This window comes from Photobacterium sp. 1_MG-2023, assembly GCF_030547945.1.
GTDB lineage: Bacteria > Pseudomonadota > Gammaproteobacteria > Enterobacterales > Vibrionaceae > Photobacterium.
Map to the genome: position 1 here is coordinate 17,003 of NZ_JAUORR010000014.1, position 15,812 is coordinate 32,814.

Annotated in this window: 11 protein-coding genes; 4 read left to right on the top strand and 7 right to left on the bottom strand. The window is 42.3% G+C overall.

Translation table 11 applies throughout. The features are described 5' to 3' along the window. Positions 1–57 precede the first annotated feature (57 nt). The 4 genes from Q4579_RS13325 to Q4579_RS13340 all read left to right on the top strand — a co-directional run bounded on the left by Q4579_RS13325 (position 58) and on the right by Q4579_RS13340 (position 3,837). A complete protein-coding gene (locus tag Q4579_RS13325) occupies positions 58–273 on the top strand; it encodes a DUF4177 domain-containing protein (protein ID WP_303564906.1) in 216 nt (71 codons plus the stop codon). Between the two features lie 2 nt (positions 274–275). Beyond that, positions 276–500, top strand: a complete 225-nt coding sequence (yidD, locus tag Q4579_RS13330) for a membrane protein insertion efficiency factor YidD (protein ID WP_303564908.1) — start codon at positions 276–278, stop codon at positions 498–500. Further along, positions 500–889 (top strand): hypothetical protein, encoded by a 390-nt coding sequence (locus tag Q4579_RS13335; protein ID WP_303564909.1) that lies wholly within the window; start codon positions 500–502, stop codon positions 887–889. Before yidD ends, Q4579_RS13335 begins: the two co-directional genes overlap by 1 nt. A 353-nt stretch (positions 890–1,242) precedes the next feature. After that, positions 1,243–3,837 (top strand): alpha-amylase family glycosyl hydrolase, encoded by a 2,595-nt coding sequence (locus Q4579_RS13340; RefSeq protein WP_303564911.1) that lies wholly within the window; start codon positions 1,243–1,245, stop codon positions 3,835–3,837. Between the two features lie 73 nt (positions 3,838–3,910). Here Q4579_RS13340 and Q4579_RS13345 read toward each other — a convergent pair whose 3' ends face one another. The 7 genes from Q4579_RS13345 to Q4579_RS13375 form a co-directional block, all read right to left on the bottom strand. Continuing rightward, positions 3,911–4,201, bottom strand: a complete 291-nt coding sequence (locus tag Q4579_RS13345; protein WP_303564914.1) for a hypothetical protein — start codon at positions 4,199–4,201, stop codon at positions 3,911–3,913. A 612-nt stretch (positions 4,202–4,813) separates the two neighbouring features. Continuing rightward, positions 4,814–5,629, bottom strand: coding sequence for a hypothetical protein (locus tag Q4579_RS13350; protein ID WP_303564916.1), 816 nt, complete (start codon positions 5,627–5,629; stop codon positions 4,814–4,816). A 55-nt stretch (positions 5,630–5,684) separates the two neighbouring features. Then, a complete protein-coding gene (locus tag Q4579_RS13355) occupies positions 5,685–6,470 on the bottom strand; it encodes a hypothetical protein (protein WP_303564918.1) in 786 nt (261 codons plus the stop codon). 725 nt (positions 6,471–7,195) lie between these two features. Then, complete coding sequence (locus Q4579_RS13360; RefSeq protein ID WP_303564919.1) at positions 7,196–8,017, bottom strand: hypothetical protein; 822 nt, start codon at positions 8,015–8,017, stop codon at positions 7,196–7,198. A gap of 49 nt (positions 8,018–8,066) precedes the next feature. After that, complete coding sequence (locus Q4579_RS13365; RefSeq protein WP_303564921.1) at positions 8,067–8,852, bottom strand: hypothetical protein; 786 nt, start codon at positions 8,850–8,852, stop codon at positions 8,067–8,069. A 31-nt stretch (positions 8,853–8,883) separates the two neighbouring features. Then, complete coding sequence (locus tag Q4579_RS13370; protein WP_303564923.1) at positions 8,884–14,004, bottom strand: LysM peptidoglycan-binding domain-containing protein; 5,121 nt, start codon at positions 14,002–14,004, stop codon at positions 8,884–8,886. A 385-nt stretch (positions 14,005–14,389) separates the two neighbouring features. Continuing rightward, positions 14,390–15,589: a type III PLP-dependent enzyme gene (locus Q4579_RS13375; protein ID WP_368501989.1), complete on the bottom strand. Its 1,200-nt coding sequence runs from the start codon at positions 15,587–15,589 to the stop codon at positions 14,390–14,392. Between the last annotated feature and the right edge of the window lie 223 nt (positions 15,590–15,812).

The following is a 15,812-nucleotide window of genomic DNA, read 5'->3' on the forward strand; positions in this document are numbered from 1 at the left end:
GATGCGAAATTATGGATGTTATAGCATGCTGTTTTTATTGAATGAGTTGGTTAAAAAATGACAAGATTTACCGAATATAAAGTTGCTCATATTGTCGAAGGGGGTTGCGGCACAATCCTTTTAGGAGCGAGCGGTTTGCCTGTACAGAAAATGGAAGCAGAATTGAACAAATATGCACAAGATGGATGGCAGGTTGTGTTTCAGGTTGTCGAGCAGAAACGCTTCATGCTGTTTTGGAAACGTGAAGCCGTGATTATTACGCTTGGCCGCTAACCTTGCTGAAGTTTATTTCGCTTCATCTGATCCATCGCTACCAGGCGAGTGGTGGATCAAAAAAACTTTTCAACATCGAGTGCAATTTCGAGCCGACGTGCTCCGAATATACGAAACAATGTATTCAGAAGTATGGTGCGGTAAAAGGCTGGCGGCTGGGATTATCGAGAATCAGACGATGTAATCAACCGGACTTAGTAGAAAAAATAGACGACGAGGTGCCTTGATGCGGTTATTCGAACCCTTAGAAGAACTAGAGAAAAAAGAAGAACTGTTCAGGCAGCAAGTCAACGCCTTACCAGATGAACAAAAAAAAGCGTTTTATCAAATTCAGTCTCAAAAATTGAAAGATCCGGATACTTATGCCGCTTTGAACTGGTTTTTTCTGGGCGGATTTCATCATTGTTACCTTGGTAAGTATGCGCTTTTCCTCATTGAGTTGACGATTCTTATTGTCAGTGTCACTGGATTTTTCCTGGGGCATTCCAGTGCCATCTATCTTCTGATCCTGCTCGTTGCTTATGAGTTGCCGCAATTGTTTTTCTCCCAGAAAATCGCAAGGCAATACAACTATCAAATGTCCTGTGAGATCTTTAATCAGGTTCGCCGAAGTTGAGTGAGCACGTCGTTGATGTGATTCAGTTGCCAGATTCTTTTTCGGTTTGTGTGCCCTGAAAGTGGCGGATCAAATGCGTCGAAACAGCGTACAGGGCGAAGATCAAGGGGCGTAGTCAGGGGCTGAGATAACAGGATCACACTTCAATTTATTCTTGCCATACAATGAGTTAATTGCCTCACAATTCATTTCCATTTTACCGTCAGCAGAATTTTCCTCGTTATTTTTTGTGCTATTTACATTTCACCTGAATGCAAGCTGAGGCTTCATCAGGTGTATGAGAAATGAACAACAATAACGTGATCCTTCGGGAATAAATATTGCCTGTAAAGGACGGTCAAAAGGAAATTGAAATGAAAACCTTACCGATACTCGCCGTCGGCACGTCGCTGCTCAGTGCGCCGGTGCTTGCCGACTGGCACTTCAGAGGCACGCCGAATCAGTGGCACGCTTCGTCGATGACACCAATCGATACAAACCATGTTCAGACGTGCCAGCAATTCCAGCAGGGAGACGCCACAGGCGGACCGCGTTTTAAAATTGACCACTATGGCGACTGGGCAGAAAGTTATCCGGTGGCCGATTTTACGGTGGCTGGCAATCAAAGTTATCGCATCGACTTTTACACCGACAGCCAGACGATTCAGACCACGCCGGTTGCCGACTGTGAAAGCCCGTCTTACGCACAGACCTTCCCGCAGCTTTATTTTCGGGGCACGCCAAATGCCTGGGATCCAACAGCCATGACTCTGGTTGACCATCATACGTGGTCGCTGCTGATGGATTTTGACGGACAGACCAATCAGCGATTTAAGTTTGATCTCACCGGGGACTGGTCGCAAAACTATGGCGATGATCAGCGTGATGGTGTGCTGGATGCATCGGGGGAAGACATTTTTACCCCAATCCAAGGTGAATATCTTGTCACAGTCAATGATCAGACGCTGGCGTATTCGATGACACCGGTCAATCCCTGTACGTCGGATTGCGATGAACCCATGATGCTTGGCGCGAGTTATCAGCCGGAACAAACCACGTTTTCGATCTGGTCACCGGAAACCCGTGATGTCACGGTGACCGTGAACGGTACGGTATACCCGTTGACGAAAGTCAGCGACTTCAATGGGTACACCGATGTTTATCAGGCGGTTGTGCCGGGCGATTTACATCTGGCCGAGTACACTTTCAGAATCAATGGTATCCCGGTCCGGGATCCTTACGGGAAAATGGCTGAACCCGGCACCGGTGACGACAGAGCGGTGAATATTGTCATGGATATGTCCCGTACTGAACCGATTGGTGGCTGGGCCGCGCGTCCGGCGCTGGTGAACCGGGAAGATGCCGTGATTTATGAGGTGCATGTCCGTGATTTTACGCTGGATGACAGTGCTGGTGTGAGTTCGGGTAAGCGCGGTAAGTTTATGGGGCTGGTGGAAACGGGCACTCGTTACAACGGGCTGAAAACCGGTCTTGATCATCTTGTTGATCTGGGGGTTACTCACGTTCAGCTGTTGCCTGTGTATGATTTTGCAACCTGCGACGGACTGCCCGACAGCGATCCCTGCTACAACTGGGGCTATGATCCGCGAAATTATAATGTTCCGGAAGAGCGCTATTCTCAGTCACCAACTGATTATGAGGCGCGTGCCCGAGAGTTTAAGACCATGGTCAATGAATTCCATAAAGCGGGGATTCGGGTCATCATGGACGTGGTGTATAACCACACGTACGCCAAAGAGATGTTTGAATCGATCAGCGGTCGTTATTACACCCCGACCGATCTGTCCGGCACCGGAAATTCAATTGATGCCGACCAGCCCATGGTCAGCCGGATGATTCAGGATTCGCTGGCGTACTGGGTCGACGAATATGGTGTTGACGGTTTTCGCTTTGATCTGATAGGAATTTTCTCTCAACAGGAAGTTGTACAGTGGGGACGGGCGCTGAATCTGCAATTTCCTGATCGCAATTTGCTTTTATACGGTGAACCCTGGAACGGATATGCCAGCGATCCGAAGGAAGCGCAACGCGTGCGCTATGGCACCACACATCAGTTGGTTGAGGAACATGTTGGTGTCTTCAACGGCGCTTACCGCGAAGCATTGAAAGGATCAAATGACGATACCCGGACGGGTTACATGTTCAACAATCTGGGCAGCGCAGATGCGGGCTGGTCTGTTTACGATGGCCTGCGTGGATCGGCGTATGATCCAGAGGACAGCCGCAACGGGACCTGGTTCCGGAATTTTGCCGCGGATCCAGAGCAGAGTATTAACTACATCTCGGCACACGATAACTTTGGTTTGTGGGATAAGGTTTTTCTGAGCCTTTCAGGTAATGTGGTTCAGAACAGCTCACATCAGGTGCTGGCACTGACGCCGCCTGCGAATCTGGATGAGGCGAAACGTGTGCTGAACTTCGGGATGGGCATGGTGCTGACAAGCCAGGGCATTCCTTTTATCCATGCCGGGGATGAATTTCTGAGGACAAAAACCGACAACGAGCAAATGAATGTCCCCGAAGCCTGGAATTATGGCGCGCACGGTGGCACGCACAACACCTACAATGCCCCGGACAGCTTCAACAAAATCCGCTGGCACCGCCGTGCGGAACACGCAGCAACCTTCAATTACTTTAAAGATTTGATTGCACTGCGCCGTCATCATGCCGGGTTGCGGATGACATCGAATCAGGACATTGCGAATTACCTGTCTGTTTCAAGGCCAGATGCATTTGGCGGCCAGGTCGTCACGGGGTATATCACAGATCCGAAAGACACCCATGACCTGTTTGTGGTCTACAACAGTGGAAACAACCAGACGATCAGCTTGCCTTCAGGCACCTGGACACTGGCGGCAGATGCCACCGGTGCGCGCAACCAAACCGGGTTAAGCGGTCAGGTTCTGGTGGAAGGGACGGCCGTCACGGTGTTCACCCAGACGCGATAAGTTGAATGTGACAGGCCTTGGCAATCAAAAACACAGAATCCCCGAGCAGTCGGGGATTTTGTGGTATCGAAGGTCACTCATTCACTGGAGGAGACAGCTGACACAGTGATAACCCAAAGCCATTTTCTTGAATACCATTGACCCCAAAGTATTGTTTGAACATGAATTCTTCATATCTTTCCTCTTCAGTGAGGTTGCCATCGTTAAGATCTTGCATACCGATTGGCGAGTGAAAAATAATTTTAGGACAAGGCCTGGCTTTGATAAACGGCGCGTAAGTGAAAAACTCAGGATCTTCAAGTACACCAATCCAAAGGGACATTGTCGTTAGGATGATGGCTATTGCTGATATGATTTTTATCATGGTATTTTCTTTAATTTTAGTGGTTTTAGAATATTTTTTTCTTCTTTAATCCATATATTCTGAATCAGACGCCTGCCTGATCAGTAAGAATTTCTCTGATTTTCAATACATGCATAAATTCGTGTCTCATTCCATTGTAAGCATGAACCTTTAAGCCTATGAAATTTTCCATCGACCCCCGGGTTTCTTTTGAAATGATACGCTTACAGTGAATTGTAAAATGGGATCTATTCGCATCATATTTTTTAAAATGGATCTGATGCATATCTGTGACTTCGTTTCCAGATAGGTTGAAATTCCAGACAGAAAAGTCACGTGACCATCTCAATGAAAATTGAGTGAGTTTTCTATTTTGGCTCAATTCAATACAGCGTGTTGAGTAAATTCAGTGAATTTGAACCAGGTGTGGCATAATTAAATCAGGTATGAATCCGTGAAGAGCTTTCAATTGAGGAACGATTATCTGTGAATTGAGGCGAAGTCACGTATCGATTGGAAATTCCTGCAGAGATGATTTGAAGAAATATGACGTCCATATATTTAAAGATTTCAGACAACTGTTCAATTTAACGCACTCTAAATGAGTGCGCTAAGTTAAATAATATGAAAAAATCACTTCACTAAAAATGGTATTTCCGATCTTACATAACTAATCAGCTGTTTATACTCATCTGTACGCGTATCAAGCAAGTAATCATTGATATAAATCATTTTATCTGACATGCAATTATCTAATACTTTCTTTACATCATCGAAGTTTGAATTATCACAAATTAGATCAAATCTAAAATGTATATCAAACCCTTTTTCCGATGAGAAAAAGCTCTTATCATCAATTACTTTTACGACAAAGATTGACTCCCAAGGCAACGCTTTTTCTACAGGCTCTTTTTCCCTGAATAAACTCGCCATTGAGAAAACACCCAAAGCGCCTGCACCCGCACCTGCAAAAACCATCGGACCCATGATCAAGAATAGCCCGATCACGGTCGGAATTGCGAGCAGAAGAAAAACTCTGAGTGTTCCCTGACGAATTGCTTTACCTCTACGGTAAGAACGCACATAAATACCAGATGTTGTGATTCGGTGTTGATATTTTTCAGGGTAACAGCCTAACAACATTAAAAATGCCTGAATAGATGTCAATCCTATAGCCATTGTCAACCCCGCATCTCTTTGGTATTCATTCCCCAAAAAATAGATCGCAGAAGAAATCGACATTGAGAAAAGGAAAAAAAGTATAAAAAATCCTCGTAAACCCTTATCCCACCGATTTTTCTCCCACACGATTAATGTTTTCTCTTTTTTGATGATATTACAGTATGAATTCATAAATTCAGCTAAACGTTCAGCATCTGTTGTAAAATTTATATCATCGATAATCGAGTCACGAATTTTTTGGTACTGTTGATGGTTTTTATTATTCATGTTCATGGTCTTTATCTATCGCAAACATTCACTTTTCCATGATCCACGAATCACTTCAAATAAAATCATTGACATTTTTAGGATGAGCCGCCCAAACAAAAGGTAATTCATCCATTAACTTTTCTTTAGCAAATTTGAAATCATCAGATTCTATTTCTGAAAAATAATCTTCAGTATAAATACAATCTGGTCGCATCTTTTCTCTGATAATGTCTTCAACTCGATTAGCCAGTTCACCATTGCATCTCAGCTTAATTTGATATTGAGGAATAATCACTTTGTCCTCTTTCGTCAGACTTTTTTCAGTATAATTACAGAAAATAAAAATTGCCTCCCAGGGTATTGCCATTTCTTTTGGTTTTCTTTCTTTCATCATGGCAGGAAGCGCGAAGATACCGAGCATGCCGGCACCAGCACCCGCAAATATCATGGGCCCGCCCCAAATCAGAGAAAATAACACAAGCGGAATACAGACAATCATCATAAACTTAAATGCACTTTGTCGAAAACGCCTCCCCCTTCGATATCCCCGAAAATAGATCCCAGTTTCTGTGATTTTGTATTGATGTCTGTCTGGATAACACGACAATAACCCAATGAGTAACATTGAAGATAAAAATATTGACCCAATGATGATACCCCCATTATTATTATCTAGGTAAACAAATACTGTTATTGAAAAAAGAAAGACAAACATAATCAGCAATATCAGTCTAAGCCCTTTCACCCAAACATCTTTCTCCCATTCGAGAATAGCTGATTCATCCTTCATCAGACTCACATATCGTTCCATAAAAACGACAAGGCGTGATGAATCATCCGGAAGAGCTTGATCACGCATGACCTCTTCTCGAATATTTTCATATGTTACCTTATTGGAAGTTTTCGAGTTCATTAATTTTATATCCAACATTGAAGAGTTTTGGAGAAGTTAATTTACGTGCAAGATTGATCATCTTCTGGTAAGCGAGAGAATATTTCATGTTATTTTCATACTTCAGTAAACGAGAAATAAAAGATTTCCGAAACAGACTCTTTTTTCTTATCCGCAATGTAAATCCTTTATTTCCACTCAGTGCATCAATCCTCGAATCGTTTTTATTGAAGTCCACTGTAGCACGCCATGTTTTTTGGGTTGAGCAGAGATCATTCAGATTTTTCGTAAATTGTATAATGCTATCCATTCGCAGCATATTTTTTAAAATGGATCTGATGCATATCTGTGACTTCGTTTCCAGATAGGTTGAATCTCCAGACAGAAAAATCACGTGACCATTTCAATGCAAATTGAGTGAGTTTTTCCGTTTCGGTTCATTTTCAATACGGCGTGTTGAGTAAATTCAGTGAATTTGAACCGGTGCGGCAAAGTTAAATCAAATATGAAGCCATGAAGAGATTTCAGTTGAGGAACGATTATCTGTGAATTGAGGCGAAGTCACGTATCGATTGGAAATTCCTGCAGAGATGATTTGAACAAATATGTCGTCCATATATTTACAGCTTTCAGACAACTGATCAATTTAACGCACTCCAAAGGAGTGCGCTAAGTTAAATAACATGAAAAATTCACTTCACTAAAAATGGAATCTCTCTTTTTCCATGTTCCAATAGTTTCTCAAACTTTTCAGTTCGCATCTCTGAAAGTGTATCTTGAACATAAATCATTTGTTCTAACCTATGAGAATCTAAGAGTTCTTTCACTTCATCAAAATTTGAATCATCACAGACCAGATCAAACCTGAACTGTATTCTAAACCCTTTTTCTTTCGAAAAAAAACCTTCCTCGTTAATCACTCTAATGAAGAATATCGCTTCCCATGGCAAAGCCATTTCCTCAGGATCTTTTTCTCTGAATACCCTCGCCATTGAGAATACACCCAAAGCGCCTGCACCCGCACCTGCAAAAACCATTGGACCCATGATCAAGAATAGTCCGATCACGGTCGGAATTGCGAGCAGAAGAAAAAATCTGAGCGTCCCCTGACGAATTGATTTACCTCTACGGTAAGAGCGTACATAAATACCAGATGTTGTGATTCGGTGTTGATATCTCTCGGGATAAAAAGATAATAACATTGAAATAAAAAGTATAGATAACATAACCGCACCGATGACTAGCCCGGTTCCTTTTAAATACTCATCTCCCAAGAATTCAATCGCAGAAGAAATCGAAATAGCAACGAGAAAGAAAAATAGACAACCGCCTCGTAACCCTTTTTCCCACCGGTTTTTCTCCCAAGCGATTAATGGTTTCTCTTTCTTGATGATATTACAGTATGAATTCATAAATTCAGCTAAACGTTCAGCATCTGTTGTAAATTTTATATCATCGATAATCGAGTCACGAATTTTTTGGTACTGTTGATGGTTTTTAGTATTCATATTCATGGTCTTTATCTATCGAAAACATTCACTTTTCTATGATCCACGAATCACTTCAAATAAAATCATTGACATTTTCAGGATGAGCCGCCCAAACAAAAGGTAATTCATCCATTAACTTTTCCTTAGCAAATTTGAAATCATCAGAGTCTATTTCTGAAAAATAATCTTCTGTATAAATACAATCTGGTCGCATCTTTTCTCTGATAATGTCTTCAACTCGATTAGCCAGTTCACCATTGCATCTCAGCTTAATTTGATATTGAGGAATAATCACTTTGTCCTCTTTCATCAGACTTTTTTCAGTATAATTACAGAAAATAAATATTGCCTCCCAGGGTATTGCCATTTCTTTTGGTTTTCTTTCTTTCATCATGGCAGGAAGCGCAAAGATACCGAGCATGCCGGCACCAGCACCCGCAAAAATCATTGGCCCACCAAAAATTAGAGCAAATAACACAAGCGGAATACAGACAATCATCATAAACTTAAATGCACTTTGTCGAAAACGCTTCCCTCTTCGATATCCCCGAAAATAGATGCCTGTTTCTGTGATTTTGTACTGATGCCTGTCTGGATAACACGATAACAACCCAATGAGTAACATTACAAAAAAAGATAAAGTTCCAAATATTAGGCCACCATCATCATATTCTAAATAGACTACTATTGTCATTGAAAATAACATCAATGACATTACCAACAACATCAATCTTAACCCTTTCGCCCAAACATCTTTCTCCCATTCGAGAATAGCTGATTCATCCTTCATCAGACTCACATATCGTTCCATAAAAACGACAAGGCGTGATGAATCATCCAGAAGAGCTTGATCACTCATGATCTCTTCTCGAATATTTTCATATATTTTCTTATTGGAAGTTTTCGAGTTCATTAATTTTATGTCCAACATTTAAGAGTTTTGGAGAAGTTAATTCACGTGCAAGAGACATCATCTTCTTGTAAGCGAGAGAATCTTTCATGTCACTTTCATACATCAGTGTACCAGAAATAAAAGATTTCTGAAGTGAATCATTATCCTGTAATGATAGGTCCAGCTTATAAGCATGTGGCTTTGCTTTATCTTTCGGTTTGCCCGTGTTTAAATCAAGATCTGTCTCGTACCATACAAACAGAAGAGCCGGACAACGTCGATATCCTATCACACCAGATGGCATCCATTTTCTCGCTACCCAAAGCTTTAATAAGATAGAATCAGAGTTTTTTCCCCAAGATGCAACACTAAACTCTTCATTTTTAGAGGATGGTATCGAAACCTTAGACTCAGATTTTTCCTTGACATTAGTTACATATGGTACATAGCCATCAATCCATTCGCCATACCATGAACGATTATTTATTGTACCTATTTCATCGATATGAAAAAACTGATAATCCGTATCAGGAACCTTTAATTCTGTCGCATCAGGGTAGCTCATGAGATCGACTCGAATCTTTTCATTTTGCAATGCCTTCGGCAATTCGATGAACAACCAATATCCATCCACCTGCTCTTCAATCAGCTTACCATTGTGTACCACAGTCGGTTGTGAAAATACTTTCGGGCGATTTTTGATCTGGCTCAATGCTTCAAGACACTTTTGATAACCGTCAATTGTCTCTTCCCATGCCTGATCCTCTTTCAAAATTTTCTCATTATCTAAAGAGTCTCTTATGCCCCATGTTGACTTAGTCAACCAAATACTTATGTCATCCTCTTTTAATAGATTAAGATACATGGTTGCAAACCCATAGATAATACCACCAATGATACCTGCAGCGAAACCAGGAATGGCGATAATCGGAATTGTGAATATTCTAAAAAATAGAGAAAATAGTCCAATAGAACCAGATGTTGTCATCAGTGATGTCCCTAGCAATTTCACAATATTGGCATTTCTTTTTCGACCACTTGACTCTGAAATGTCATATTTGAAAATCTGATAAGATTCAATTGCACCTGCCACAATTAAAGTAAACTCAGTTAGCACCCCAACTAATAAATATTTCGCAAGAGAACTAGCTAGTTTTAAATCTCCTGATTTACGACTAGCCAATAATGTTTTATGTATCGATCGACTATTATTCGATATGATACTTTCACCTGTATTTAATGATAAAGAACCGATATTATTTTTAAGGTATCCATAATAAACTCTTAACAATGACTCCGCTAGCCACATTGGTCGATAGATTAAAGTCAAGCGATCTTTCTCTGAAATTTGATCCTTTCTAAGTATCTTATTGTAATCTTCATGCAATGCATACACGTTAAATAAAACTATCGTAGAAACCAATAACCGAGGTATATTGTTTGAAACAATGAGATTGTTGTTATCTAAAATAGGCTGGATGAATCTGGATTTGAAAATCTTTTGTATATCCGAATCAGTAAATTTAAAAGAAAAAAGCAATTTGAATGATAAAGGTTTTGCTTTTATTTCATAGAATGACTTTTCAATAAAATATTTAGTTCTACTTGCAGCACTTGTGGCCTTTCTATAAGACTCATTTAATTCATCAATTCGATGATAATAATATGATAGTTTTTCAGATGTCTCAGTGATTTTATTTAAGCTTGTTTCAGGTAAAGTTACACCATAGCCTGAAGCATGGAGACTAACTGTTGCAGGTGTCAATGACTCTAACTTAAGTTCCACTTTATTTTTCCAGCTTTTTATTACTTTATTCACTGAAAACCTTATCATCCAGGTAGGCACCATATCTAATAGTTTATCAGCAGCTTTATCCAAACCGCTGTTAAGTCTTGCATTTAGAAAGTTTTGATATTTTGGTCTGATTGTGTCGTGATAAAATTTGAAGTTATCTAATTCATCAGTATCTAACAATTCAAAAAACTTAGTTAGCGTATTTATATTTGCAGATATATCAGCACTACTCGATTGGATAGACCACTCATTTGCAATATCTAACCAATCGCTTAGCCTTTCCTCAGAAATAGCCTGACTAATTAAAGTGTTAAACGCCTCATTCGGATAATGTTCTGTGGCTAGCGTTGTCACATTATAAATGAAAGACTTAAACTTTGGGTCCCCCAAGAAAGCCGATGTACCAATTAAATTAGTAATTGGTTTGTCTTTTTCTAATTGATCATCAAGTTTTAGTCTACCACTATCACTTAATGAAGCTAATAAATAATTCAGCCATGTGTTTACTTTTTCATAGAAAATCTCTGCATGTTCTTTTTCGTCAAGGTTAAAAAACAATATGTATGGATCATTTCCTATCAAATCTAATATGGATAACGAAAAATCACTTGAAAAATTCAATCTGTTCTTAAAGTACACATCAGCTAAAGTACACGAGATGTTGAATTCATTGGACTCTCGGAGTTTTACGCAGTTTCTCCAATGTATCTTTTGATTAAACTGTTTCTCATAATAGTTCACAGATTCAAATTTATTTCGAACACCGACTTTTTGTAGATCATCTTTTAACAAGTAAAAAGCAGACCATCTTGAGAATTTATCAATACCATTAACATCTTCCGGAAGATAAATGCTATCTGCGTGGAACGAGATCTTAGACATGGCCTTAGCATACTTCACGGGGTCCTTGGCCAGTTCCTGCCCTAACGGATCACTTTCATCTAATTGCAAATTACAGAAACCTGTTACAGCTTTCGTCACATTAAATTTATCCTGATTTTCTTCCTGCCAATCAACCCAGTCAGCCAAGTAATCAACTGTCACTACGAACGAATCTTCAACCATCGCAATGGGATCTTCCAGAGCAAGAATATCTGCAAATTGCGGGTTTTCTTCATCAATGGTGTTGAACAATACATCGTTACTCACCACCGGCATGAAGGGTTGGGGATTTCCTTTTTCGTCAACATGTTGCTTTGTCGGCATGATCGTACTGGCAAAACGGTCATCCTGATTTGCGTCGCCAGCATCCATATCGGCGATTAATTGCGGTAAATCGTCAAAAACGGTCTGCTCACTGGGTGGTTTCCCCAGAAGTCGCATGAAATCGTATACACCACCGGATATTTGGGTTGCCTGATGACGGAAGTCGGGATCGTCTGAGAACATGCTTCGCTGCCGTTCTGTCCACTGACGTTCAGAGAATACAATGTACGCTTTGCCGATCAAAAAATGTCCCGGTAGGTAAGGCGTTATCGCCCCGTCCCGTTCAAAATTTTCACCTGACTTTTTATATTCGAACAACATGGATGCATGCGGGTAATCTTTTTCCATGCCTTGGCCCAACGGCTCATAATAGACATATACATAACCTTCCCGAATCTGCCGCAGAGTCAGTGTGTGCACAGTCTGGCCTTCAAACCGGCTTGGTTTGAGGTTGTATTTTTTGACTAAGTCTTGATTCAACGGATTTAATCCCGCCAGCACTTTCTCTTCAAACCCAGCTTCTGATTTTTCTGCCAGTGTGCGAGTATCAGGAGCAACTTCGTCTAACGCATAACGGGCCAAACATAGCTTATAGGTTTGCTGGGGGGCATCAATTAGGCTCTTTAGATTCAAAATGACTGAATTTGATAACAGAGCAAAGGTGCTGAGCGGCGCTAACTGATGCTGCAACAGAGTGCTACGAAAGCGGTAAATCATATTATCGGTCAGGTTGACTTCCCGAATCGGCTTGGCTGGTAAGGTATTACGTTTTTGCAAATCTTTGATCAATTCCGGGAAAGATAAATTCAGTTTATCCCCCACGCGGAGGGAACTTTCATTACCGAGATAACCCGCATTCATTTCACAAAGTTCTTTTGCTGAGAAACCATATAAGTCTGCGATATCTCCCCAGGTTTCCCGCCCATACTCATTGTCTTTCGCTTTGACCGTATGCATGGTATTTGCTGCAACAAGCGTTTCTTGGATGATGAACTTATCACCCGGATAAATTTTATGCTCACGCTCGCCATACTTATAGAAAGGGTTTAAATCTTTCAGCGCGGCGACAGACAAACCATGCTTCTGCGCAATACTGGCTAAGGTATCACCGGTTTGCACCCTGTAATATTGTCTGCGTTTTTGTTGCTGGGAGGGATCGTCCCCTTCAGACAGAGATACAATCACTTCATCGCCCGGGATCATTTTGTCTTTACGGTCCCCAATCTTGTATTCAGGGTTCATCTCCAGCAATTCGGCCTGTGTCAGCTCGTATGCTTCAGCGATCTCAGATAGGGTCTCTCCTTGTCGAACGACATGGATTTTTTCTTCCGGCTGAGGTTCAAATGGCTGGACTTTCCCTTCATTCTGAGCTGAAAGGATTGCATCCAGATCCACCTTTGAAGCATGGGTATCAAGCCATGCCGCATCAATCTTTTTGAACGTTTCTTCACTCAGTTTGGTTGCACTGTGGAAAAGGTGCTGTGTCTTACAGACTTGGTCATTCATGCGCCAGGGTAACAAGATAGTTTTAAATATCTGGTTTGAACGCGGCTGGTCAGACAGTTTGTCAGCCGTTGACTCGGTTATGGTGTAAGCCCACATTTTCTCTGTTTCACAAATTTTATATTCGTTCAGCAACTTGTGATCCATGAAATGGTAATAGTATCCCTGTGTCGGTAACCCCAGCCGATAACCGGCTTCCAGGCCAACATAAACAGGGATAAAAGCTTCGCGGGCTTTCCGGGTATCTTTGGGCTCGACTGTCACGGCATCCACAGTCACGGACATCGATTTTCCTTCAGTAACGACATGTAACTTCCGGCTCTCCTGATGCTGTAATTCAGCCACCAGCAGCGTCGTATCACCTTGATCAACAACTTTAAAATTCGAGATCCTTTGTTCCTGTTCGGTTCTGCCAAGCAAGAAAAAATGAGGAAGCTTCAGATTCCGGCAAACTTCAGCTTTGCATCCAAGTTCAATCACATATTCATATTCAGGCGGTGTTTCCTCGGTTTCTTTGACTTTGCCGACATCTTTTGATTTTGCATCATATGCGTTATCGATAAGTGAAGCGTAATGTGCTTTCGGAAAATATTGACGTTCTGAAGAATCGCTCACGGTACCACCTGAATCCTTTGAAAATAAACACTATTTTACCCTGAAGCCATGGTTGAAATCTGACTGAATTTATAGGCGATTCGTCGGTTCATCCTGTCAGATTATCTTATTTTCTGAAATTAGGTCGCAGTTCATGCTCAGACATACGGCTGCACAAGATGCAACCGTTTGTGATTGAAAAGAAGCGACAATCAACCCGGTACGACAAAGTCAAATCAGAGATGAAGCCGTGAAGCGCTTTCAATAGAAGCACAGTGATTTGTGAAGTGAGGTGAAGTCACTCATCGATTGGAAATACGGGAGGGTGTGAACCAGAGTTAAAAAAACGGGAACCCTTGTCTGGTTCCCGATGCTGTGTTCAGTGACTTAGGTTTGTGACGCTTGATTAACCAATCAGGCGTTCGCTGTCTTGTGCCAGCTCGTTCAGTACCACGGTCTGAGCACGCTTGAAGAAGTTAAAATCAGTGGCTGTGGCGCTGGTGTAAGCGCCCATCATCCGGCCAACGACCAGATCGCCATTTTCCAGCTTCGGCAGCATGATATTTTCTGCAATCACGTCGATGCTGTCGCAGGTTGGCCCGGACAGAACGCTTGGCAGATATTCACCATCCTGTTTCAGTGTCACCAGCGGATACTTTGCATCATCAAACATCAGGCCACTGAACGAACCGTAGATACCGTCGTCCAGGTAGTACCACATTTGGCCTTCACGCTCGGCCATGCCCATAACGGACGCAACGCTGGTGACTGCCTGCGCCACAATGAAGCGACCCGGTTCAGCAATGATCTGAACCGTTTCAGGCAGTTCGCTCAAAGCCTGATGAATCGGCTCGCAAAAAGCATCAATCGGCATCACTTGTGTGGTGTAAGACACCGGGAAACCGCCACCAATATCCAGTGTACTCAGGGCTGGCAGACCACGGGCGACCACGGCCTGCATCACTTCATGACAGGTTCGGATCGCATCCACGTATTTTTGCGGATGCATGGTTTGCGAACCCACATGGAATGACAGACCTTTGACCCGGATATTCCATGCTTTCGCCGTTTCAATGATCGTCAGTGCCTGTGCCGGTGAGCAGCCGAATTTTTTCGACAGGTCGGCAAAAGCTTCTGAGTTGCGGAAACTCAGGCGAACCAGCAATTCCACTTCGTCCTGATACGGCTTGAACTTGGCCAGCTCGTTCAGGTTGTCGACCACAAACACACGACAGCCATAAGCCAGCGCATCGCGGATGTCGGCATCACGCTTGATCGGGTGCGTATGAATCGTGCGTTCGGCAGGGACACCTGCCTGTGCCACCAGATCCACTTCTCCGCTGGTCGCCAGATCGAAACTGGCGCCTTCTTCCAGCAGTGTTCTGACCACTGCCGGATGAGGCAGCGGCTTGAGCGCAAAGTGCAGGGTGACATTCGGCAGTGCCTGGTTTAAAGCACGGTATTGCTGGCGGACCACATCGCAGTCCAGCATGAGCAGCGGTGCGCCAAACTGGGCCACGGAAGATTCGATAAATTGAATCTCTTCAGCAGAGATCGCTTGTGTCGCAAAAGACTGAAAGTCCAGAACAGAAGGCGCATGAGCCATTTTAAGCCATCCATCAATCAAAGCACGTTTCACGGTGATGTCATGAAACGTGGAGCGTCAAAAAAAGCGCGGTTGCGCAGTCAAAGTCACTCTTGGATAGTTGCTCTATCGCCTTGCCACAAAGCTGTGATGTACTCGGATTGGCTATCATCAAGAAGCGGCGCGATATTAAGGTCAACACCGCATTGGTGCAATAAAAAATTCGGGTCTATAAAGCAAAATT